Source organism: Eudoraea sp. (genome assembly GCF_049669105.1).
In the GTDB taxonomy this organism is placed as follows: Bacteria; Bacteroidota; Bacteroidia; order Flavobacteriales; family Flavobacteriaceae; genus Eudoraea.
The window spans coordinates 1-22,410 of record NZ_JBATKE010000036.1 but is presented as its reverse complement, the minus strand read 5'-3'; the positions used below and the strand labels follow the sequence as shown (position 1 = coordinate 22,410).

Genomic DNA, 22,410 nt, shown 5'->3' with positions numbered 1-22,410 from the left:
TCTAATTGTCAAGTTGAATTTGGGTTGGCAATGACTTTATTGCTCCGTAATTCATTGTTGTTATTGCCCCGGCTTTATTTGCTTTGGCGATCATTTTAAAAAGTAAATCCGTATTGCCTATAGCGCTCTCTATTTTATCCAGTGTAGAAATTTGTTTTAACAAACAGCCAATAAAGGCATCTCCGGCACCTGTGGTATCAACTGGCTTTACCATGACACTAGGGATTTTTTGTGAATGCCCTTGAGCACTTACAAATGTGCCTTCAGAACCAAGAGTAATGGTAATGATGGGGGAGCCGGCTTCATGGAAAAATTCACATGCATCCAAAATATTTTCCTTTCCTGAAAGTAATTTTGCTTCTTCCAAACTAAATTTACATAGTGTAGATTTTTGAATAAATGGCATACATTTTTTTATAAAGATATCCGTTTTGTTTTTCCATAGGTCTGCTCTGTAATTAGGATCAAAACTGATAAAGGCTTCTTGAGTTATGGCATCAAATAAATATCGGCCATAAGCTTCTTCTAAACTTCCCCCCAAAAGTGCCGTTGCAGCTCCAAAATGGACAATATTTTTATTAAAATTTTTCTTAATTGCCGGACTGTATTTAAGTTCCTTATCGGCACCCCTGCTAAAGACAAAATCACGTTCTCCATCTTCATCAATAGAAACAAAGGCAAGGGTGGTAAAAATTTCTGAACGTTGAGCTAAAGAAATGTCCACGCCTTCATTTTCCAACACCTTTAATAAAAATGTACCAAACGGATCATCACCAACACAACCAATAAAAGCACTTTTCCCTCCCAGTTTGGCTATAGCACACGCTACATTAGCCGGAGCACCACCTGCTTTTTTTGTGAATTCACTGGCTAAAGATAAATTACTACCTTGTTTTTCGGCAACAAAGTCTATGAGCAATTCACCTATACAAAACACTTCTTTCATAAATCTATACTTAAAGCAATTCCCAAAGTAATGAGAAATAAGGTGTTACTCCAAAAAAATCAGAACTATTTATTAAATCGATTCTCACCATTGTCCTAAACCCGTTATATTCAGAAAAGACACTTGGTCCGTTTTAAAGAATTGATTACCTTTTTCTGGAATTAAAAATCTAACAAAATGAATCTATTTGATGAGATTAAAAAGAAACTAAGTCAGGAATTTATTGATATAGTAGAATGGATTGACACCACTAATGACACCATAGTACACAGATTTGAGCGCTATCAGAATGAAATTAAAAATAATGCCAAATTGGTGGTTAGAGAAGGTCAGAAAGCCGTATTTGTAAATGAAGGTCAATTAGCGGATGTTTTTAAACCGGGGACACATACTCTGAATACCAAGAACCTTCCTATTCTGACTACTTTAAAGGGATGGAAATATGGATTTGACAGCCCTTTTAAGGCAGAGGTATATTTTGTTAATACCAGATTGTTTACAGACGAAAAGTGGGGAACAAAAAACCCGGTTATGTTGAGTGATGAACGCTTTGGTTTAACTGAGATAAGGGCTTTTGGGACCTATAGCTTTAGAATTAGCGATGCCGGAAAATTCGTTGTAGACGTAGTTGGCACCGATGGTAATTTTACAAATTACGAGGTTAACGAACACCTCAAGAGTTTAATTGTGACGCGTTTTACAGATACTGTGGGGGAGGCAAACCTACCTCTGGAATTATACGCCGCAAATACAAGTGAACTTTCCGAAACGTGTCAGGAAGTTATGAAACCAGAATTTGAGCGTGTGGGGATAGAGTTGGAAAAATTCTATATAGAAAACGTTTCCATGCCCGAGGAACTCAAGAAGGAGATTTTTGATTACAGCAGATTAGACAAACTAGACTTATCCAAACTCACTCAATTTAAGGCAGCCAAAGCCATGGAAGCCGCTGCAAAAAATGAAGGCGGTACTGCCGGAGCAGGAATGGGTATGGGCATGGGTTTTGTACTGGCACAACAAATGGGAACTTTAATGGGTCAGCCAGCACAACAACCCTTTACTTCACAACAGCCGCAAGGAACTGCTCTGCCACCTCCAATTCCTGTTCAGGTAATGTATTACTATGCTGCAAACGGTCAACAACTTGGCCCTGTTTCATTTGATAAATTAAAGGAACTTTTTGCAAATAGGACTATTAACCGGGATTCTCTGGTATGGAAACAAGGTCTTATGGGGTGGACAGCACTTAAAGAAATAGAGGAGTTAAAGGCTTTTTTGGGGGGTAGTACACCACCGCCATTACCTAAAATGTAGCAACCCTAAGATTAAAAAAACACTTTTCCAATTTTACTGATTTTGGTAATAATTACAAATGGAAGAAACCCAGTATTCTGAACAGAAAAAATCCTGTGCCAATTGTGGCGCAGAACTAAAATACAAACCAGGTTCACATCAGGTTAAATGTGAGTATTGTGGATATGAAGAATTTATTGAAAAGACAAAGCGAAGTTTTGAAGAACTTGAACTTGAACATTATATTAAGGCAGTAGGGGACAATGCGTATACCGAAACAATAGATCTTCTGCATTGTAAGAATTGTGGTGCAAACCAACATGTTGAAGAAAATTACAAGTCGCTTCATTGTGTTTATTGTGGAGAACCCCTTATTAGAGAAGATATAGAAAGAGAAGGTTGGATACTGCCAGGGGCGCTGGTTCCATTTCAATTTGATAACAAAAATGCGGGAAGGATATTCACAAATTGGGTGGAAAGATTGTGGTTTGCTCCAAATAAGCTTAAACGTGCGGCATTAGATCCGGAAGCTATTCACGGTCTTTATCTCCCTTTTTGGACTTTTGATGCAGAGCTCTTTGCATCTTACGAAGGTCAAAGGGGCGATTATTATTACGAAACTCAAACCTACAAAACTAAAAATGGAACTCAAACCAGGCAGGTAAGAAAAACACGTTGGACACCTGCTTATGGAACGGTAGATGGTTTTGTGGATGATATCCTGATCAATGCTTCGAAAAAAAAACAAAGAGAAGTTCCGTCAAATATTTCACATTGGAATTTGAAAGAGCTTAGCGCATTTAATTCAAAATATCTTTCGGGTTTTGTAACTGAAAAATACACAATTCCTTTGAGAGAAGGGCATCGCAAATCATTCCAAAAAGCCAAGGAGATAGCTCATTCATGGATACGACAAGACATTGGAGGCGATACGCAAAGGATACATCATTCTGACATAAAACTTTCAAAAGAAACTTTTAAGCATGTACTCTTACCTGTTTATATAAGTTTCTACAAATACAAAGGGAAAGAATATCATTTTTATATTAACGGACAAACCGGGAATATCCATGGTATTCGACCCTATTCCTTCTGGAAAATATTTTTTCTCATACTTTTTGTTATTGCCATCATCGGAATTATTGCGAATTTTGCCAAATGAGAACTTTGGTAATCGGTGATATACATTCAGGGTTGAAAGCTTTACAACAAGTTTTGGAAAGGGCCAGGGTTAGTGAAGATGATCTACTTATTTTTTTAGGAGATTATGTTGACGGATGGAGCCAGGCTGTTGAAACCGTTAATTTTTTGATTGAACTAAGAGTAACGCATCAATGTATTTTTTTAAGGGGCAACCATGATGAGCTTTGTTATGAATGGTTGAGAACGGGACAGGATAAACCTATGTGGTTGCAACATGGGGGTATGGCGAGCAAGACTTCGTATCAGGTACTGGAGGATGGTTCGCAGAGAGTTCATATGGATTTTTATAATAATCTGGATAATTACTACCTGGATGATAAAAACCGTCTGTTTGTACATGCAGGTTTTACCAACTTAAAAGGCGTAAAATTTGAATATTTTCCCAAAATATTTTACTGGGACAGAACTTTATGGGAATTGGCACTATCTCTGGATCCGGAACTGGCCCAAACTGATTTATTTTATCCGGAACGACTTGCCAATTACCAGGAAATTTTCATTGGTCATACACCTGTAACCAGAATTGGAAAAACCATACCTCAAAGGGCAGCAAATGTCTGGAATATGGATACAGGAGCTGCTTTTAAAGGACCTTTGTCAATTATGGATGTAAATTCAAAACAAGTTTGGCAAAGTGATCCGGTCCATCTTTTTTACCCTGAAGAAAGCGGAAGAAATTAATATTTGAATTATAACTGCAATAATTTCATGATTTTATTATCGTAACTTTGCAAGAAAATAATATATGTCCACTAAAAATATAAGGCTGGAGGTGATGCAGGCAATAGAACCTAAGGTTGCCGGGTTTATGGATTCTTTTTTGATTCCTATTGATGAGATATGGCAGCCGTCAGATTTTCTTCCGGATTCACGTAGCGAAAAGTTTTTTGATGAGGTTGAACAGATCCGAGAGGAATCTAAAGAATTGGGATATGATTTTTGGGTAACCATGGTTGCCGATACAATTACGGAAGAAGCCTTGCCAACTTATGAATCCTGGTTAATGGATGTTGAGGGAATTAATCAACACACTGAAGAACCCAGTGGATGGTCCAAATGGGTGAGAGCATGGACAGCAGAAGAAAACAGGCATGGTGATGTACTTAACAAATTTCTTTACCTCTCAGGAAGAGTAAATATGAGAGAAGTGGAGATCTCAACTCAGTACTTGCTTAATGATGGGTTTGACATAGGGACAGACAGAGACCCGTATAAGAATTTTGTATACACTTCGTTTCAGGAATTAGCTACCAATATTTCGCATAAAAGGGTAGGTCAGATGGCCAAGAAAAAAGGAAATATACTTCTAAGTAAAATGTGCAGCATAATTGCGGGCGATGAAATGCGTCATCATTTGGCCTATAGAGAATTCGTAAAGACCATATTTGGACAAGATCCCAATGGTATGATGCTTGCATATGCAGATATGATGAAGAGAAAAATTGTAATGCCGGCTCATTTTTTAAGGGAATCCGGAGAGGGTATCGGACTTGCATTTGAAAATTTTTCCAACTGCGCACAAAGGTTGGGGGTTTATACTTCGCAGGATTATATTGACATCTTTAATAAATTGAACCAGTATTGGGATCTGGAGACACTTAGAAGCCTTTCAGATGAGGCCCAAAAAGCCAGGGACTACCTTTTGGGAATGCCAGATCGTTTAGAGCGAATCGCCGAAAGAATGAAATTAAGTGAGGATCAATTCCGATTTAAATGGGTTGAGGCCAACGGAATGCTATAATAAAAGAGACCGGATTTAATCCGGTCTCTTTTATTATAGTTTACCACGTTTATGTTCTACCTGCCATTTGTATAATTCTTTCCATTTACCTTCATAACACATTTTTGCTTGCATTGGCCAGGATGCCGGATCGTGAACTTTGTAACGATCACCTCCTGAATCCAATACTTCCTGACACTTGGAAACAGAAGTTTTAGACAAGTCCTTCCAGGTCTTAATATCATAATTGTGAAAAAGGCCTTCAATTTTGGGACCTATTCCTTCCACCACCTTCAGATCATCTGGTTTTATATTTTTACCAAAAGCCGCCTTAGCGGCACTTTTATTAAACGCAATTTCAGAAGAAATGACTGCTGAACTTTCAGCAGTCATTTTTTTATTACAGGCAGCAAGATCTGCTTCTAATTTTGCATTTAAATCTTTGAGTGAATTTAGTTCTGAAGAATGGTCAATGCCTGTATTACTACCTTTACCCAATAAATATCCAAAAATAGTACAAAGAACCCCTACAAGAAGAGGGATGAGCCAACACCAAATGTTTATACTTTCAAAATTCATAAGTTGATATTATTTAATTAGTTCTTATACAATAAGTCTTCCCTGCTAGTATCATTGGCTTTTCAAAATCTATTGCCTTTTAAAGCAATAAAAGAATAGACACTTTTTAAGGCGGCAAGGTCATCCTATAATCCACATTCACTGCAGTACATAATAAAAAAATAAATCCCTGCTAATATGGTAATTATAATCCCAAGGAGGTTCGCAGTCTTTTTCGTCATCAGTAATTGACTATTTGTTATTCTGTATACAATGTATTAAAAAAATCTTAAATTTTGTTAAAATTGAAAGGCTTTATACCTTGAGTGACCTGGTTAACCCTCTAATAATGATTAAGATGCTCCTAATGGACAGGAATAAATACATGACATACCTTAATAACTACCAATTACACATTTTTTTGATCCATTTATAACTTTCTCTAACTGAAATAAACCACCATTTAGGACATTTGTTAAAAATTAAGCTGCACTGCTATTTCTCCCGACAAAGATCCGGTATTGAAATAGGGTCTACTGCTTCTTAATACTTTGAGTTAGTTAAAGAATCCCGTTGTTATTTCTTCCATAAATAACAGCGGTTTTTTTAAATTATTGAAAACATACAACTCCATCTTCCAATTGTATATTTTTAACTGCAAGCGAAACATGATTTTGATGGTCCCTTACTAAGAATTTGTTTTTTAAAGATAAATTATCGTATCCGATGGAAATGAGAAACTTAAAAAAACAAATTAAGGAAGGTTTCACTTTCTGCTGCATGATACAATTACCTCGAATTCAAACTATGTTCCAGGATAGCCGAAAGATTAAGTAGCCAAATTCAATAAGATCGGAATATAATTCTTTTAATTACACCCCGCGATATTAAACACAAAAAGTTCGGTGTTTTATTAAAAATACCTGCAGAAACTTTAGCTTTTTCATTTCACAAGAAATGCCGCTGTCTCAAAGTTTCTGCAGGTATTAGGTTTAAAGATCGAATTTTATCCCCTGGGCCAAAGGTAATTCAGTAGTATAGTTAATCGTATTTGTCTGTCTTCGCATATAAACTTTCCACGCATCAGAACCACTTTCACGTCCACCTCCTGTCTCCTTTTCTCCTCCAAAAGCGCCACCAATCTCGGCGCCCGAGGTACCAATATTTACATTGGCTATACCACAATCACTGCCGGCGACTGAAAGAAAATTCTCAGCTTCCCTTAAATTATTGGTCATAATGGCCGAGGAAAGTCCCTGAACAACGCCATTTTGAATTTTTATCGCATTTTCTACATCACCTGAATATTTTACCAAATAAAGAATAGGTGCAAAAGTTTCATGTTGTACTATTTCATAGTTGTTATTCGCCTCGGCAATTGCCGGATATACATAACAACCACTTTCGTAACCTTCCCCCTCTAAAACACCGCCTTCCACGATCAGGTTTCCACCTTCGGCTACTACTTGCTCAAGGGCCTTTTTATACATTGCTACGGCATCTTTATCTATTAAGGGACCTACATGATTATTCTCATCCAGCGGGTTTCCAATACGCAATTGCTTATAGGCAGTAACTAATGAATCTTTTACCTGGTTGTAAATAGATTCATGTATGATAAGTCTTCTTGTAGAGGTGCACCGTTGTCCTGCTGTACCAACCGCTCCGAATACGGCTCCGATAACTGTCATTTTTATATCTGCATCCGGGGTAACAATAATCGCATTATTACCACCTAATTCAAGGAGAGATTTCCCTAATCTGGCGGCAACCGCCTGGGCAACAATTTTACCCATGCGAATAGAACCTGTTGCGGAAATTAAAGGAACTCTAGTGTCATTTGTCATCATTTCACCAACTCTATAATCCCCATTTATCAAACAGGAAATACCTTCGGGAAGTCCATTTGCTTTGAACACCTCAGCGGCTATATTTTGACAAGCTATACCGCAAAGTGGCGTTTTTTCTGAAGGCTTCCAAACACAAACATCGCCGCAAATCCATGCAAGTGCTGTATTCCACGCCCAGACAGCGACAGGGAAATTAAAAGCCGAAATTATTCCTACAATTCCCAAAGAATGGTATTGTTCGTACATTCTATGTCCTGGTCTTTCTGAATGCATGGTCAGTCCATGTAATTGCCGAGAGAGCCCTACAGCAAAATCACATATATCTATCATTTCCTGTACTTCGCCTAAACCCTCCTGATAAGACTTCCCCATTTCATATGAAACTAACTTACCTAAGGGCTCCTTTAATTGGCGTAGTTTATCTCCAAACTGGCGGACAATTTCGCCTCTTTGAGGAGCGGGTTTTAATCGCCAAAGATGAAAGGCTTTAGAGGCAGTATCTATAACTTTTTCATAATCGTTTTGGGACGTGCTTTTAACTTTACCAATTAAAGCACCATCTACCGGGGAATATGATGCGATAATTTCCCCTGAGGAAAAATAGTCGGAACCGGTTGAAGTGCCATTATTGATTTCCTTTATTCCTAATTTTTCTAATGCTTGGTCAATTCCAAAATCCACGGCTACTAGTGTCATTTTATAACTTTTAAAAGGTAATTTGTTAGATTCTGACAAAGCTACGAATAATAGTGATTATGTAATCCGAAAGTTATGGAATCTTAGGCCTGATTAATAAAGATTAGAAGCAGTGCAATTAAGGCAGGTAGTGCTTGTACAATGAATATTTTTTTATCTGCAGTTAGGGCCCCATAAATGCCCGCAATTGCCACACAGCTCAGAAAAAATATAGAAATATTTATATTCCAAAAGATATCCTGAATAAAAAAAGTCCAAATAAGGCCAGCAGCTAAAAATCCGTTATACAGGCCCTGGTTTGCTGCCAGAGATTTTGTTGGTTCAAACATGTCCTTAGGAAATTTTTTAAAGATCTTTTTACCCCTGGTAGTCCAGGCAAACATTTCGAACCAAAGAAAATAAAGGTGTAGTGCTGCGACAATTCCGATAAAAATAGTAATCGTAAGTTTCATTGTTTATCTTTCTTCTATAGCAGTAAACCTGGCATCAACAGGCATCACTGTTCCGCAATTATCACAGGTCCTTAACTCTTCAGAACCGTAGAAATAGGAAAAATGTGGGAAAAAGTCCTTTTCAATATCGTGAAGTGTAAAATAAGTTTCGTAAAGTTTATGGTTGCAATTATCGCAAAACCAAAGAAGGCCGTCCTTTATTTGCATATGGTCCCTTTTTCGCTCTATTACCAGGCCAATGGAGTCTGCATGCCTAACAGGAGAATGTGGGACTTTTGCAGGATGTAGATACATATCGCCAGGCCCCAGTATCATAGTTTTTTTTTGTCTGTCTTCCTGTACATGTATTTCTATATGCCCTTCTAATTGAAAAAAAAGTTCCTCTGTTTCATTGTAGTGATAGTCTTTTCGTGCATTTGGGCCAGCAACGATCATGACTATATAGTCACCGGCATCTTTATATAAATTCTTATTTCCAACCGGAGGTTTTAGTGAGTCTCTGTTTTCTTCAATCCACTTGTAAAGATTAAATGGTGGTATTATTGCCATTGTTTTCTAATTATTAAGGAATGTTATAGGGAAATACTAAAAGTAATATTCCCTATCAAATGTAAGAAAAGAAAATTTTCCGGAGTAGATTATCGGTAGAACAACTGAGTAAAATAGAATTTACCACTGGAGTCTTTTTTTACGCTTACGGCTGTGTGTGTAAATTCGCCTTCAATTGTTTTACGATGATTAGGACTTTCAAGCCAATTCTCTAAAGCTGCGGCAGCATCTGGATAATCTTTGGCAACATTTTCGGCTACATATTCAGCATTAACTTCACTGGAAATTCTGGAGGCTCTTGAGCTAAAGTTGTCATGACTTAAACTGCCTTTGGCAATCATATAATCGGTATGGGTATTGGCATAATCATAGGCAACTTTGCTATAAAGTAATGATGAATAACCTAAGCTGATTCTATGGTCATTCACTATACCCAAAAGTTCCTGTTCCACCACAACGGCATTTTCAGAACTCGGAATATTTGTATTTTCAATGGACTCATTGCTACAAGATCCAGCCAACAATACAAATAAAACCGAGACAGCTATTGGCAATCTCATTTTCATATAGTGTTCTATTTGAAAGTAGGGTAAAGGAAGAGTGGGGTGTTCTCTGGGATCTTATTAAAAAGATCACCTTGGTAATATTAAAGAAATTATGAAAAAGGCGTATGAAAAACCCTTTTTTTTCGATGAACTGCACTTTTCACCAATTATCAGTCATTAAATACTTCAATTACGTTTCCAAAAACCAGAGCACCAATATCTCTGACGGGTTTATAAAGAATAGATTCTGCAACCGTAGTATTTTCAATTAAATTAAATGACCAACTTGCACTTTCAAAAAAATACAAAAGCGTACCAAGGATAACAGCAGTTTTTAATACACCAAATAAACCACCTGCAAGTTTATTGAGTAACCCAAGCATAGCAAAATCTGCAATTTTAGTAAGTATTTTTCCAGCCATATTCACCAAAATGACAATAGCCAGAAAAGTAATAATGAACGCCGTCAATTTAATGTAATTTTCATCCCAGTCCATGTTTTGAGAAAGGTAGCTCCCCGTTAAGTAAGAAAATTGAATTGCACCATAAAGCCCAATAATAACAGCGGCGAGTGAGGCGATTTCAACAAAGAGGCCATTTTTCAGACCTTTATAAAGGCCATATGCCAGTAATAAACCCAAAATAATATCCAGAAGATTCACGAAAATTCGTTTGCACAAATATAGAATATTGATTTGTACCTTTGATTTTTCAAAAGAAGGGTTCAGGTTTAATTTTAAATTTTAAATCTTTTTTGATACTAAAAATGAGTAGAGATAGTCAATTAAAAGATAGGTGGGAAGAACTCATTAAGAAATTATCTGCCAGGTTTTCCGATGGAGATCCAATGGATTTAGATGGGATAATATACCTTATTGGCATCCAGGAGTTGGGTCAATATCACAGGGAGTATAAAAAGGACGAGAAAGTTAATCTGATGCATATTGCCATTTGCAGACTATTGGAACCCTATGGCTACTATGAGTTTGAGTTTTTTGATGAGGAAGGTTGGCCACATTATAGTGTCAAGGAGACACTTCCGCCTTTAAAAGCTGGAGAGCAATCTGTATTAATGAAAGAGGCAATAGTGAATTATTTTGTAGAACGAGCTTTTATTTTATAAACCGTCATGATAAAACCTTATTATGCCGTAATCTTTACCAGCACCAGGACTTCCGGGGATAAAGGATATGGCTTAATGTCCAAACAAATGGAAGAACTGGCCAAAAAGCAATCTGGTTATTTGGGATTTGATAGTGCAACAGGGGACCTTGGGATATCTGTAAGCTATTGGGAAAGCCTGGAATCTATTTCAGGATGGAAATCAAATCTCAAACACCTGGCTGCACAGGAATTTGGAAAAAAAGAATGGTATAAATGGTACAAAATAAGAATCTGCCTTGTTGAAAGGGAATATGAATTTACTGCCTCATCTTAAAACAAGCTATCATGTTTTTGCTCAATATTTCAACGGTAAATTAAAGATAACATTTGCTTAAAAACTTTGCATTTGTATTGGGGGTATAAACCTTTACATTTGTAATTGGGCATAAATAATTAGATACCTTTAATTGCAAAACATGAAGGAGAACGTACCATTTTCAAACCTGGACCGTAATAAAATCATTCAAAACCTAACCAAAACCAAATTCGATCTTGTAATAATTGGAGGTGGAATTACAGGAGGGGGTATTGCCCTTGACGCAGCTGCAAGGGGACTAAAAGTGGCTCTGCTAGAAAAGGGGGATTTTGCATCAGGGACTAGTAGTAAATCTACTAAGTTAATTCATGGAGGCCTTCGATATCTTAAGCAATTTGATTTTTGGTTAGTTAAAGAGGTTGGATCTGAACGGGCCATAGTACACAAACTCGCGCCACACCTGGTACTTCCCGAAAAAATGTTACTTCCTTTAATTGATGGCGGGTCTTATGGAAAATGGCTTACATCTATTGGGTTAAAGGTCTATGATATTTTGGCACAGGTATCAGGCGATGACAAGCGTAAAATGCTTGAAAAAAAAGAAGCATTAGAACTGGAGCCCTTATTGCCAAAGAAAAAATTAAAAGGCGCGGGTTATTATGCTGAATATCGCACAGACGACTCAAGGCTTACAATTGAAAATATAAAGACTAGTCTTTCATACGGTGCGATTGCATTGAATTATGCAGAGGTCTCGGCTTTTGATTATACTGACAATATTATTTCAGGGTTACATTTTAAGGACTTTATATCCGGTCATGAATTTACTATTAAATCAAAATATGTGATAAGTGCTGCCGGCCCTTGGGTAGATGAATTGCGAAGTTTAAATAACTCAAAAAAGGGAAAACGCCTTCATCTTACAAAAGGAGTTCATTTGGTATTTCCACATACAAAATTACCCGTAAAACAATCTGTTTATTTTGACGTTCCTGACGGACGGATGATTTTTGCAATCCCCCGGGGTAAAATAACTTATGTGGGTACAACAGATACTAACTATGATCAGGATAAAGACAATGTTAAACTGGATTTGGCAGACGCTCTTTATTTAATTTCCGCAGTTAATAATATGTTTCCTAAAATTCAATTGGAATTGGACGATATTATCTCTTCCTGGGCTGGTTTGCGCCCCTTAATCCATGAAGAGGGAAAATCTACTTCTGAATTATCCCGTAAGGATGAGATATTTATTTCAGATACTGGTCTAATAAGTATGGCTGGAGGCAAACTTACCGGGTATCGAAAGATGGCAGAAAGAGTTGTAAACCTCTTATCCAAAAAAATGGAAGAGGAAGAAGGAATTGAGCTGGCGGAATGTACAACGGTTCAGATTCCTCTGTGTGGCAATGATTTCAAAAAATCCAAACACGTCAAAAAGTACATTTCAGAAATATTTCAACGAATCGGAGCAGATGGTTTTACAGAATATGATGCCTGGTATCTGGTAACTACTTATGGCAAGCAAACCGAGGTAATTTTGGAGGATTATTCAATTCAGAAAGATAAAGATCCCTACATAAAAATGGCCAAAGCCGAACTTCATTACGGAATTAATTATGAGATGATAACTACTCCCATGGACTTTTTTATCCGCAGGACGGGTCGCTTATATTTCGATATTGAGAGCATACCATTTCTATTGGATCCGATTCTGGGTGAATTCAAGTCAATTTTTAAATTGGATGATTCACAAATCCAGGCCTGGAAAGAAAAAATGATGCAAGAACTACACGAGCATTCTGTTTTTTCTTTGGACAGGGGTTAATGCTATTTTTCCATTACTCCGGAACCTTTTTCTAATACTTCAGTCACTCCGGGTACTGGAATTGGATAAAAGCCATTCTCATCGGGTATTACGGGAGGCACAGTATCCCAACTATATGTTTCAGGCATTAGACTCCTTCCTTTGTTCAAAGCATCTTCAAAAGTGATTAACTGCCCTGAATAGGTGGCCATTCTCCCAAGAATTGCTGTCATAGTTGTTTTTGCAGCATGTTCCGCATCACTTATAACTCCTCCAGCTTTAATAGAAGCGAACAAGGCATCATGTTCTGTCTGATAGGGATTCGGATCATTATTCCCCTGATGTTCATAAATGGTACTACCATCATAGCCGGTAATAATGCCTTTATTCTGTGAATCGGTGTAAATTTTTCCCTTAGTACCCATAAAACTTTCGGATACATTGTCTAAACAACCTTTTTGATGTCTGCACTGACTGGAAATGACCGCACCGGAGGGATAAGTGAATTCCACAAAATGGTGGTCAAATATCTGGCCGAATTCTTTTCCTTTTCTCACTTCTCTGCCACCCATCCCCTGCGCATGTATGGGGAACTCCCCAATAAACCAATTAGCAACATCTATATTGTGAATGTGTTGTTCTACGATATGATCACCACATAACCAGTTAAAATAATACCAATTCCGCATTTGATATTCCATTTCTGTTTGGTTTTCCTGACGCTCTTTCACCCATACCCCGGAACTATTCCAATACACCTGTCCTGAAACGATCTGGCCAATTTTATCCGCTCTTATCTCCTCAAGGCATGCTAAATAATTCCTTTGATAATGTCGTTGCAGTCCAACCACAACATTCAGTTTTTTCATTTTAGCAATTTTGGCAGTTTCCAAAACGCTGCGTATTCCTGGTGCATCCGTAGCTACTGGTTTCTCCATAAAAACATGCTTATTTTTACTTATTGCATACTCAAAATGAATAGGCCTGAAACCAGGTGTAGTAGTTAGTATTACCACGTCTGCTTTATCAATAGCTGCTTTATAGGCATCAAAACCCTGGTGTTTATCTTCATCTTTAACCGCAATTTTATCTGTATCAATAAATTTTTTGGATAAAATTTCATAACAGTTATCCAATCGATCCTGAAATGCATCGGCCATCGCGACCAATTTTACATTTTCTTTAGTACTCAAGGCTTGCGCTGCGGCGCCGGTACCTCTGCCACCGCACCCAACCAGTGCAATTTTAATGGCATCGTCCCCAAGGACATGTGCTGAAGCTGCGACCTCTAAAGGAACAGCTAATATTCCACCTGCTGCCAGGGCAGTGTTTTTGCAAAAATTTCTACGGGTAAGGACTTGCTTTTTATTTTCCATTTTTAAAGTTTTTAATAATCATCAATTGCGGTAAGCCAATAAGCCTCAATTTCTTCCTTTGGAGGGGTTTCTTTCGGGCGAATAACTCTAAAGCCAATATTTGGGGCATTGGTAAACCACCAGCGGCTTTTGGGAATCTGAGGGTCAATTCTTTTCCATTCTGCTGAGGAGCCTTTCCGGGCAGATGATCTGAGCTCTGTAGCGGAATCCATCCAGGAGCCCCCTCGAACAGATCTTGGATATAGTTTTGTAGGTTTCACCCATGGATTGTCTGTGGTTTTTCCTGATCTATTGGCATATGTATCAGCAGCGTATTGGTCCATGGTCCATTCAGCAACATTTCCGTGCATATCATAAAGGCCATATTTATTAGGTTGCTTAGCACCTACTTGCTGATATTTGCCTTCACTATTGTATTCGTACCAGGCATAAATATTTAATTCTAGGGGGTCATCACCAAAATAATAGGAGGAAGTACTACCCGCCCTGGCCGCATATTCCCATTCTGCTTCTGTAGGCAGTCTATAGAAATTTCCTGTTTTTGCGCTAAGCCATTTGCAAAATGTTATTGCCGCATATTGGGTGATATTTACAACGGGATATCCTTTTTTACCCATGCCGTGACTCATATCTACATAGGGGGTTGTTGCGGAAGATATGGCATCAATATCTATGGTAACTTCAGTACCTAAATCACTCAATCCAAAAGTATCGATTTGTCTCTCTAAAAAAAGTTCATATTGATCCCATGTTATTTCAAATACACTCATCCAGAAATCATTTACCAAAACCTTATGCCGAGGTTTTTCATCTTCTTTATGGCTATTGCTCCCCATGAAAAATTCACCTCCTTTAATAGGGTTCATTTTAACCGTAATTTCACTTCCTGGAATTTCTTGCGAATAAGCAATGAAGGAATTTATTTTTTTTGTTATTTCCGGAGATTGAGAGCTTCCATCAGAAGTGAAAGCCATGGTTAAAAAAATGACAGATACCGCTATTAAAAGAATGATATATTTTAGATTCATTTCAAAATATTTAGAAATAACATGGCGCCAAAATATTTCTAAAATATTCATTTAGAAGCTAATAAAAAAATTTCAGGCTCAATCTAATTTATCTGTAAGTGCGTTGAAAGTTACTTTGGCGCTCTTCTGGTTATAAAGTATATCATATACTGCATCAATAATTGGCGTCTTAACTTTCTTTTTAAATGTTGATTTTAATTTATAAGCACTTTCGGTTGCATAATAACCTTCTGCTATCATTTTCATTTCCATCATAGCACTTTTTACTCTATACCCTTTGCCAATCATATTTCCGAACATCCTGTTGCGGCTAAAAGTTGAATAACCTGTGACAAGTAAATCTCCTAAATAGGCAGAATTGTTAATATTCCGTTTCATCTTGTGAACCCTGAAAATATAACGCTTCATTTCGCGGATGGCATTGCTCATTAAAACAGCTTGGAAATTATCGCCATATCCTAATCCGTGAGCTATTCCTGCTGCTAACGCGTAAATATTTTTAAGCATTGCAGCATATTCGGTTCCTATGATATCATCAGAAATCTTGGTTTTAATATAATGGCTGTTCAAATGTTCAGCGAGCATCCTGGCCTTTGCAGTATCTGCGCAGGCAATTGTTAAATAGGACAGGCGCTCTAAAGCTACTTCCTCAGCATGACAGGGACCAGTAATCACCCCAATATTTTCAATTGGAATATCATATTTTTTATGAAAATGCTCACCAACAATTAAGCCTGTTTCCGGAACAATTCCTTTGATAGCTGAGAATATAATTTTATCCCTTAAAGGGATAGTAAGTTTTTTGAGTTCACTCTCTAAAAAAGCAGATGGAATTGCAAAAATCAACAGATTGGCCATAGAAACCGCCTCGTCCATATTATTCGTAAGGACTAACTGTTTCAGTTGAAACTCAACAGAAGTAAGATAATTTGGGTTGTGTTTATTGGCTTTTATATACTCTAAAGCATCCTCATTGCGCATATACCAGATTACTTTATCCTGGTTTTCTGTGAGCATTTTTACAATGGCTGTTGCCCAGCTTCCACCACCCAGAACTGCAATTTTTAATTCTTTTTCCATCAAATTAAATTAGACCATCAAATGTAACTAAAAAAAGTAACGGCTTACTTAATTGATAATCATGAGTTTATAACAATTTGCATGTAAATATATTTTAACAGAGACTATCAAACGTTCAATTTAGAAAACGATGAAATGCTCAAAACTTTAACACTGGTTTACCTGTTTCTGTACAATGAAAACTTTGGATTATGCGTTATTTATGATAGTAGAGAAAGGTATGCTAATGAAAAATTATTTTTGGTTGGTTATTTAGTTAGAAACCGCCCCGGATTAAAATTCAGGGCGGTTTTTTTGTGTTATCAATAATGTTGGTTACTACTAGTAAAGAAAAGCTATTTAGGAGGTTAAGTGTAAAAGTAAATTTCCCGGAATTTGGGTACTGATTATAGTTATCTTTTGAGGTATCTTTTTTTAAAATCAGAAGGATTTTCTGCTGTAATTTTTTTAAATGCACGATTGAAATAGGAAAGACTTTCATAACCACAGTCGTAACAAGTCTCACTGATATTTTTTCCTTTCAAAAGCAAACGCTTTGCCTGGCTTATGCGATATTGGTTTAAAAAGGAGGTAAAAGGACTACCCGTGGCACCCTTAAAATATCTGCAAAAAGCCTCTTTACTCAAATTGCAAAGCGCAGCCATTTCTTTAAGCTCTATTTTTCTTTGGTAGTTTTCATCTATAAAGGCATAGATGTTTTTTAAACGGTCCTGTTGTTTTTGACTGTATTTGTTTATTACCGGATATTCATGCAACAACACATATTCTTTAGTGGCAGCTAAAATTGAGAATATATGCAATACTTCCAGAAACTGTGTAAAAGGACTCAAAACATGAAGTTTTTTCAGCCTCGAGCCAATAGTTACTTTGGTATTTCCCGTGAAGGCTATTCCATGTTGTGATTTTTCAAAAAGTTCAAATACATCTGATAGCTCCGGGATTTCATTAAATATTTTGTTCTTGAATGCTGAACTAACATGTAAAACCTCTTTTTTGTAATCGGTCTGTATACCATAATCGAAATTTAAATGAGGTATATTTGACCCTATTAACACCAGATCACTATGCTCATATTGAGAGATATGGTCTCCTACATGCCTCGTTCCATTAGCACCTTCTATATACACCAGTTCATATTCCGGATGAAAATGCCAATAGAATAAATCATTCAACCTGGGATTGTGTAGTAATCGGAAGGAGCTTTTAGCATCCGGATTTATTTGTTCTAATTGAATTTTCAAATCAAAAATTTAACAAAATTGTTATTATAGGCAGTAATAATGACAAAAAATATCAATATAATTCAAATTTTGATCAAAATCAAGGTGGATATCACCATTTGATCTATTTAGATTTGACTATCTTTTAATCACAATACTGAATTATTATGGAAAAAGCAGCATCCAAACTGGAAATGGCCAATAAGGCCCATAAGGATATTCCTGGAAACCCCTCAACAGCAACAAGTAGCAAAATAGAATTAAATGATCGGTCTAATAATGTTCCTTTAAGGGTTCTTAGCGAAAAGGACTGGGAATTTTGGAAGCATAATGGCTATATAGTAATTAAAAATGCGGTCCCTGTAGCCCAGGCAAAGACAACAGCAGATTTTTTGTGGGAATTTGATGAAAAGGATCCTAAGGATAGTAAAACATGGTATGCTCCACCAAGGGCTGAAATGCAAATGAAAGAACTAACAGGAACAGGGATGGTTGAGGTTTACAATAACCAGCACCTATGGAATAACAGGCAAATGCAACGTGTGTATGATGCTTTTGTTGACGTTTGGGGTACCGAAAAATTATGGGTTACAATTGATAGGGCAAACCTTAACTTTCCTCAAAGGCCGGGATTTGAAAGGAAGGGATTTATTCACTGGGATTATGACCCTGAAACTAAACCGCAGAATGTGCAGGGAGTATTGGCACTTGCAGATCAAACGGATGAGAATATGGGAGGTTTTCAATGCATTCCATGGTTGTACCGGAATTATGATAGTTGGAAGCTTACTCAACCTGAGGATAGAGATCACTTTCAACCAGACATTTCAGAATTAGAGGATAAAATTGTAAAAGTGAAATTAGAAATTGGTGATCTTCTAATTTTTAATAGTACACAGCCACATGGGATCAGACCTAACAAATCTGCGGATAAAGTTAGGATTGCTCAATACATTTCTATGATGCCTGCAGAGGAAGAAAATGAAGAATTAAGACAATGGCGCATTAATTCCTGGAAGAACAGAATAGCTCCTGAGGGTTATGCATTTCCTGGTGATCCAAGAAATTGGGAGCAGATCAGGTACGACACTGCTAAATTATCTGATCTTGGAAAGAAATTATTAGGGCTGAATCACTGGTAATTTATGAAATCCATAATTCTTGCCAAATAAGGCTTTTAACAGTTAATAAGTCCTATTTTTGCCCCCTTAAAATACACAGGGTTTGAAGAAGTACTTAAATCTATTTGATTTTTCACAAAAAGTAAATTACAAAACTGAAGTCCTATCTGGATTAACTGTTGCGTTAGCTTTGGTTCCAGAGGCCATAGCATTCGCTCTTATAGCGGGCTTATCCCCTTTAACTGGATTATATGCGGCTTTTGTTATGGGGCTGGTTACTTCTATTCTGGGAGGTAGACCTGGAATGATTTCCGGAGCAACAGGGGCCGTAGCAGTGGTCATAGTTTCACTTGCCATGGATTATGGTGTGGAATACGTGTTTGCCGCGGTGATATTGGCCGGAATACTGCAGTTGGCAGCTGGATTTCTTCGTTTAGGCAAATTGATGCGCCTTGTGCCCCATCCTGTTATATTTGGATTTGTAAACGGTCTGGCTATCATTATTTTTATGTCACAGTTAGACCAGTTCAAAACGTCAGATGGCTTTTGGTTATCTGGTAGCACCTTGTTTATTTTTTTAGGATTAGTTCTAATCACCATGCTGGTAATTTGGGGATTACCTAAACTGAGTAAAGCAGTTCCTGCTTCCTTGATTGCTATCCTGGCTGTTTTTGGGCTCGTTCTTGCATTTGATATTGATACAAAAACAATTGGCGATATTGCTTCTATTCAGGGAGGTTTTCCGCCCTTTCATATCCCGGAACTGCCTTTTACTTTAGAAACCCTGCAGATCATTTTTCCTTATGCAGCTATAGTTGCAGGGGTTGGTCTAATAGAGAGTTTATTGACCCTGAATATTATTGACGAAATTACAGAAACACGCGGGCGCGGTAATAAAGAAGCAGTTGCCCAGGGAACAGCAAACATACTTTCCGGACTCTTTTCCGGGATGGGTGGTTGTGCCATGATAGGACAAAGTTTAATCAACACTTCCAATGGTGCAAGGGCTAGATTATCAGGTATTGTGGCTTCGGTGATGCTCCTTGTCTTTATTATGTTTGGTGCTGATTTGATTGAAAAAGTGCCTATGGCTGCACTTACAGGATTAATGATTATGGTAGCACTTGGAACATTTGAGTGGGCTAGTTTGCGCACTTTTAGAAGAATGCCAAAATCTGATGTCCTTGTAATGATATTAGTTACCCTGGTTACCGTTTTTCTTCATAATCTGGCGCTGGCTGTTTTGGTTGGTGTAATTATCTCTGCCCTTGTATTTGCCTGGGACAATGCTAAGAGGATACGCGCAAGAAAATCTATTGACGAGAATGGAATTAAGCACTATGAGATCTATGGACCGCTATTTTTTGGATCTGTGACTTTGTTTAATGAAAAGTTCGATGTACTTGAGGACCCGGATGAGGTTATCATAGACTTTAAGGAAAGCAGGGTAGTAGATATGTCTGCCATTGAAGCGTTAAACAAAATAACGGAACGCTATCACAAAGTTGGGAAGAAGGTACATTTAAGGCATTTAAGTGAAGATTGCAGGCGCTTGCTAACGAATGCAGATGCCATAATTGATGTAAATGTCCTGGAGGACCCTACTTATAAGCTGGCAATAGATAAGGTCTGACACTTACTGAATTGCGAATTTTACATTCACAGTACTTTCTATTTTTATTTTTTCAAATTCAATTTCAATGGGTTGATCTATATCTGCTTCTTTAGACATTTGTACCCTAACCATTCTTTCTGCCATCCTATTTTGGACCCCTGTGTTTAGATCAGATATAAAAAGAGCCTGTCCAAGCTTTTGATCTAGAGGGATAAGCATTGCTTCTGCCTGGATTTTTGCTGCCCTTACAGCTCTTTGTCTTAGGTCAATTTTGAGCTTTTCCAGACTTGAGTATTCGGTTTTTGTCAAACTTACATTTGAGACCCCAATAGTTTCAAGACCCTGTATTACTCTACCAGCCGTTATAGCGTCATACACTACTAATGAATATTCTTTATCTTTTTGGACATCAACCTTCCTTAGAAAATACTTTTTAAAATTACTCCCCAAATCAGTAAGGGTAAGTTGTTTCTCAATATCAATGCCCAGTGTTTTTAGTTTGTCGGCCATTTTATTTTCTAATTTTTCAACCGAAGTCTTTCCTTTAGTATCTGCTTCTGTAATTAGAATTGACAAATAAATACGGTCTGGTATAACTAAGGTATCTACTCTTGCCGTAGTCTCTAAATAAGGTTGATCAATAAAGTTTTTACTTTGCCCGTAACCTGTGAGACTTGTTATCAAAAGAAGTGTAATCAATAATTTCAGAGCTATTTTTTGTCGAACTAAATATTTCATATTTCCAATTTGTCTTACGAAACTAAAATTTTATTATTGCTTTTAAAAGATATAATGAGGGAAAGCCTTTCCTCCGTGAGTGTTCATTACCAATAAGAAAGTAAATACTACTCCAATGATTTAATTCTTTAAAAAGAAAAAGTGCCGTACACGTCAATTTATTACGTGAAAACAGCACTTAATACTTTTCTTAATCCTGTTTTAAAGGGTGCGTAAGTACTCTGCAACGGCCCGGGCATCTTCTTCGCTTAAGTTTTGATTGAGCATGATGGCATTATTGTACTCTTTTAATAAGGCTTGAGCAATAGGATCTTCTTTAATCATAACATCCGGATTTAGTATCATATTCATCACCCATTCCGGACTTCTGCGGTCATAAACACCTGCTAAAGCAGGTCCTATCATACGTTGGTTGGCCATATGGCAAGCTGTACAAATAGTGTTGTATTTTGCTTCCCCCGCAGCAGCTAATTCGGAATCTATTTCTTCTGCAAATTCTACGGAGGTTATAGGTCCAACCCCTTTGTTATTCAAATCAACAGGGACAGTTTCAGATTCAGTTTCTACTTTCACCTCCTTTTTGGCACGGTTCATTTCAAAACCCCCTTCTTTTTTCTCTTCTTTTTTTTCGCCGCAGCTCACTAGCAGGGCGCAAATTCCAATTATGGCAAATATTTTTCGCATGTTGTTTAGATTAGAGGCGCTAATATATGAAATAGCACGGATCAAAAGAATTCCTTTATAAATTTTAAACCAATTTTTTCAGAATAAGATATGTTTTGTGGACCAAAGAAGCCTACATGTCCGCCATGCTTCGGCATATCTAGAAAAAGAAGTGGGTTATTCTTTGCCTCTTCTATCGGATAGCAATCCCGACCTAAAAATGAGTCGTCCAGGGCATTGATAATCAAGGTTGGAATTTTTATCCGGGGTAAAAACTGAAGACTGCTGCATTGTGCATAATAATCCAAAGCATCTTTGAACCCATGAGCCTTACTGGTATAAATATCATCAAAATCTTTTAGGTTCCTGATGTTGTTTATTTCTTCTACGGATATTAATTCTGGAAATTTCTGCCGTTTTAAATACAATTTCTCCACCAGATGTTTTTTAAATCTTTTGGCGTAAAGTATATTTTTCAATTTTAGCAATTGAATGAGGGAATCGTGCAAACTGCATGGAACGGATACGGT

23 protein-coding genes are annotated in these 22,410 nt (G+C 37.3%); 9 read left to right on the top strand and 14 right to left on the bottom strand.

All coding sequences use genetic code 11. The features are described 5' to 3' along the window. Position 1: 1 nt before the first annotated feature. The gene (locus tag WBM60_RS02510) at positions 2 to 946 is read right to left on the bottom strand and encodes a carbohydrate kinase family protein (protein ID WP_424259290.1); all 945 of its coding nucleotides are present in this window, start codon (positions 944 to 946) and stop codon (positions 2 to 4) included. A 177-nt stretch (positions 947 to 1,123) separates the two neighbouring features. Between WBM60_RS02510 and WBM60_RS02505 the strand changes: the two genes are divergently transcribed. The 4 genes from WBM60_RS02505 to WBM60_RS02490 all read left to right on the top strand — a co-directional run bounded on the left by WBM60_RS02505 (position 1,124) and on the right by WBM60_RS02490 (position 5,183). Further along, a complete protein-coding gene (locus WBM60_RS02505) occupies positions 1,124 to 2,260 on the top strand; it encodes an SPFH domain-containing protein (RefSeq protein WP_424259291.1) in 1,137 nt (378 codons plus the stop codon). Positions 2,261 to 2,318: 58 nt separating this feature from the next. After that, a complete protein-coding gene (locus tag WBM60_RS02500) occupies positions 2,319 to 3,401 on the top strand; it encodes a DNA helicase PriA (RefSeq protein ID WP_424259292.1) in 1,083 nt (360 codons plus the stop codon). After that, positions 3,398 to 4,123, top strand: coding sequence for a metallophosphoesterase family protein (locus WBM60_RS02495; RefSeq protein WP_424259293.1), 726 nt, complete (start codon positions 3,398 to 3,400; stop codon positions 4,121 to 4,123). Before WBM60_RS02500 ends, WBM60_RS02495 begins: the two co-directional genes overlap by 4 nt. 64 nt (positions 4,124 to 4,187) lie before the next feature. Further along, positions 4,188 to 5,183 carry an acyl-ACP desaturase gene (locus WBM60_RS02490; protein WP_424259294.1) on the top strand — a complete coding sequence of 332 codons (996 nt, stop codon included), beginning with the start codon at positions 4,188 to 4,190 and terminating at the stop codon, positions 5,181 to 5,183. 33 nt (positions 5,184 to 5,216) lie between these two features. On the opposite strand, the gene WBM60_RS02485 is transcribed toward WBM60_RS02490, so the two are convergent. The 6 genes from WBM60_RS02485 to WBM60_RS02460 form a co-directional block, all read right to left on the bottom strand. Beyond that, a complete protein-coding gene (locus WBM60_RS02485) occupies positions 5,217 to 5,741 on the bottom strand; it encodes a hypothetical protein (RefSeq protein ID WP_424259295.1) in 525 nt (174 codons plus the stop codon). 971 nt (positions 5,742 to 6,712) lie between these two features. Further along, positions 6,713 to 8,266 (bottom strand): aldehyde dehydrogenase family protein, encoded by a 1,554-nt coding sequence (locus WBM60_RS02480; RefSeq protein WP_424259296.1) that lies wholly within the window; start codon positions 8,264 to 8,266, stop codon positions 6,713 to 6,715. Between the two features lie 83 nt (positions 8,267 to 8,349). After that, complete coding sequence (locus tag WBM60_RS02475) at positions 8,350 to 8,718, bottom strand: DUF1304 domain-containing protein (protein WP_424259297.1); 369 nt, start codon at positions 8,716 to 8,718, stop codon at positions 8,350 to 8,352. A 3-nt stretch (positions 8,719 to 8,721) separates the two neighbouring features. Further along, a complete protein-coding gene (locus WBM60_RS02470) occupies positions 8,722 to 9,267 on the bottom strand; it encodes a 3-hydroxyanthranilate 3,4-dioxygenase (RefSeq protein WP_424276881.1) in 546 nt (181 codons plus the stop codon). An 89-nt stretch (positions 9,268 to 9,356) separates the two neighbouring features. Beyond that, complete coding sequence (locus WBM60_RS02465) at positions 9,357 to 9,833, bottom strand: CAP domain-containing protein (RefSeq protein WP_424282733.1); 477 nt, start codon at positions 9,831 to 9,833, stop codon at positions 9,357 to 9,359. A gap of 149 nt (positions 9,834 to 9,982) precedes the next feature. Then, a complete protein-coding gene (locus WBM60_RS02460; RefSeq protein WP_424263942.1) occupies positions 9,983 to 10,474 on the bottom strand; it encodes a CvpA family protein in 492 nt (163 codons plus the stop codon). 104 nt (positions 10,475 to 10,578) lie between these two features. Here WBM60_RS02460 and WBM60_RS02455 point away from each other — a divergent pair, with 104 nt between their 5' ends. The 3 genes from WBM60_RS02455 (at position 10,579) to WBM60_RS02445 (ending at position 13,060) form a co-directional block, all read left to right on the top strand. Further along, positions 10,579 to 10,935 carry a hypothetical protein gene (locus WBM60_RS02455; protein WP_424263940.1) on the top strand — a complete coding sequence of 119 codons (357 nt, stop codon included), beginning with the start codon at positions 10,579 to 10,581 and terminating at the stop codon, positions 10,933 to 10,935. A gap of 6 nt (positions 10,936 to 10,941) precedes the next feature. Then, positions 10,942 to 11,250: an antibiotic biosynthesis monooxygenase family protein gene (locus WBM60_RS02450; protein ID WP_424263938.1), complete on the top strand. Its 309-nt coding sequence runs from the start codon at positions 10,942 to 10,944 to the stop codon at positions 11,248 to 11,250. 142 nt (positions 11,251 to 11,392) lie between these two features. Continuing rightward, positions 11,393 to 13,060 (top strand): glycerol-3-phosphate dehydrogenase/oxidase, encoded by a 1,668-nt coding sequence (locus WBM60_RS02445; RefSeq protein ID WP_424282732.1) that lies wholly within the window; start codon positions 11,393 to 11,395, stop codon positions 13,058 to 13,060. A gap of 2 nt (positions 13,061 to 13,062) precedes the next feature. Here WBM60_RS02445 and WBM60_RS02440 read toward each other — a convergent pair whose 3' ends face one another. From WBM60_RS02440 to WBM60_RS02425, 4 genes are all read right to left on the bottom strand, one after another. Continuing rightward, positions 13,063 to 14,415, bottom strand: coding sequence for a Gfo/Idh/MocA family protein (locus WBM60_RS02440; RefSeq protein WP_424263934.1), 1,353 nt, complete (start codon positions 14,413 to 14,415; stop codon positions 13,063 to 13,065). A gap of 11 nt (positions 14,416 to 14,426) precedes the next feature. Then, entirely contained in the window at positions 14,427 to 15,443 is a 1,017-nt protein-coding gene (locus tag WBM60_RS02435) for a formylglycine-generating enzyme family protein (protein ID WP_424279403.1), read from the bottom strand. A gap of 78 nt (positions 15,444 to 15,521) precedes the next feature. Then, on the bottom strand, positions 15,522 to 16,523 hold the full coding sequence (locus tag WBM60_RS02430) for an NAD(P)H-dependent glycerol-3-phosphate dehydrogenase (protein WP_424260160.1): 1,002 nt from the start codon (positions 16,521 to 16,523) through the stop codon (positions 15,522 to 15,524). Between the two features lie 392 nt (positions 16,524 to 16,915). After that, entirely contained in the window at positions 16,916 to 17,764 is an 849-nt protein-coding gene (locus tag WBM60_RS02425) for a helix-turn-helix domain-containing protein (protein WP_424260158.1), read from the bottom strand. A 146-nt stretch (positions 17,765 to 17,910) separates the two neighbouring features. Between WBM60_RS02425 and WBM60_RS02420 the strand changes: the two genes are divergently transcribed. Then, complete coding sequence (locus WBM60_RS02420; protein WP_424282731.1) at positions 17,911 to 18,885, top strand: phytanoyl-CoA dioxygenase family protein; 975 nt, start codon at positions 17,911 to 17,913, stop codon at positions 18,883 to 18,885. Positions 18,886 to 18,967: 82 nt separating this feature from the next. Beyond that, positions 18,968 to 20,497: a SulP family inorganic anion transporter gene (locus WBM60_RS02415; RefSeq protein WP_424259747.1), complete on the top strand. Its 1,530-nt coding sequence runs from the start codon at positions 18,968 to 18,970 to the stop codon at positions 20,495 to 20,497. A 3-nt stretch (positions 20,498 to 20,500) separates the two neighbouring features. Here WBM60_RS02415 and WBM60_RS02410 read toward each other — a convergent pair whose 3' ends face one another. From WBM60_RS02410 to WBM60_RS02400, 3 genes are all read right to left on the bottom strand, one after another. Beyond that, positions 20,501 to 21,217, bottom strand: coding sequence for an SIMPL domain-containing protein (locus tag WBM60_RS02410; RefSeq protein ID WP_424259746.1), 717 nt, complete (start codon positions 21,215 to 21,217; stop codon positions 20,501 to 20,503). A 201-nt stretch (positions 21,218 to 21,418) separates the two neighbouring features. Continuing rightward, positions 21,419 to 21,901, bottom strand: a complete 483-nt coding sequence (locus WBM60_RS02405; RefSeq protein WP_424259745.1) for a c-type cytochrome — start codon at positions 21,899 to 21,901, stop codon at positions 21,419 to 21,421. Positions 21,902 to 21,942: 41 nt separating this feature from the next. Continuing rightward, positions 21,943 to 22,410: YheT family hydrolase (locus WBM60_RS02400; RefSeq protein WP_424282730.1), on the bottom strand; the 468-nt coding region annotated here is incomplete at its 5' end.

Bases quoted from the DNA above. Each gene is read 5' to 3' on its own strand.
- WBM60_RS02480 (WP_424259296.1), bottom strand. From the start codon at position 8,266: ATGACACTAGTAGCCGTGGATTTTGGAATTGACCAAGCATTAGAAAAA.
- WBM60_RS02420 (WP_424282731.1), top strand. From the start codon at position 17,911: ATGGAAAAAGCAGCATCCAAACTGGAAATGGCCAATAAGGCCCATAAG.
- WBM60_RS02465 (WP_424282733.1), bottom strand. From the start codon at position 9,833: ATGAAAATGAGATTGCCAATAGCTGTCTCGGTTTTATTTGTATTGTTG.
- WBM60_RS02505 (WP_424259291.1), top strand. From the start codon at position 1,124: ATGAATCTATTTGATGAGATTAAAAAGAAACTAAGTCAGGAATTTATT.
- WBM60_RS02500 (WP_424259292.1), top strand. From the start codon at position 2,319: ATGGAAGAAACCCAGTATTCTGAACAGAAAAAATCCTGTGCCAATTGT.
- WBM60_RS02495 (WP_424259293.1), top strand. From the start codon at position 3,398: ATGAGAACTTTGGTAATCGGTGATATACATTCAGGGTTGAAAGCTTTA.
- WBM60_RS02490 (WP_424259294.1), top strand. From the start codon at position 4,188: ATGTCCACTAAAAATATAAGGCTGGAGGTGATGCAGGCAATAGAACCT.
- WBM60_RS02510 (WP_424259290.1), bottom strand. From the start codon at position 946: ATGAAAGAAGTGTTTTGTATAGGTGAATTGCTCATAGACTTTGTTGCC.
- WBM60_RS02455 (WP_424263940.1), top strand. From the start codon at position 10,579: ATGAGTAGAGATAGTCAATTAAAAGATAGGTGGGAAGAACTCATTAAG.
- WBM60_RS02450 (WP_424263938.1), top strand. From the start codon at position 10,942: ATGATAAAACCTTATTATGCCGTAATCTTTACCAGCACCAGGACTTCC.
- WBM60_RS02430 (WP_424260160.1), bottom strand. From the start codon at position 16,523: ATGGAAAAAGAATTAAAAATTGCAGTTCTGGGTGGTGGAAGCTGGGCA.
- WBM60_RS02405 (WP_424259745.1), bottom strand. From the start codon at position 21,901: ATGCGAAAAATATTTGCCATAATTGGAATTTGCGCCCTGCTAGTGAGC.
- WBM60_RS02445 (WP_424282732.1), top strand. From the start codon at position 11,393: ATGAAGGAGAACGTACCATTTTCAAACCTGGACCGTAATAAAATCATT.
- WBM60_RS02435 (WP_424279403.1), bottom strand. From the start codon at position 15,443: ATGAATCTAAAATATATCATTCTTTTAATAGCGGTATCTGTCATTTTT.
- WBM60_RS02470 (WP_424276881.1), bottom strand. From the start codon at position 9,267: ATGGCAATAATACCACCATTTAATCTTTACAAGTGGATTGAAGAAAAC.
- WBM60_RS02410 (WP_424259746.1), bottom strand. From the start codon at position 21,217: ATGAAATATTTAGTTCGACAAAAAATAGCTCTGAAATTATTGATTACA.
- WBM60_RS02485 (WP_424259295.1), bottom strand. From the start codon at position 5,741: ATGAATTTTGAAAGTATAAACATTTGGTGTTGGCTCATCCCTCTTCTT.
- WBM60_RS02475 (WP_424259297.1), bottom strand. From the start codon at position 8,718: ATGAAACTTACGATTACTATTTTTATCGGAATTGTCGCAGCACTACAC.
- WBM60_RS02440 (WP_424263934.1), bottom strand. From the start codon at position 14,415: ATGGAAAATAAAAAGCAAGTCCTTACCCGTAGAAATTTTTGCAAAAAC.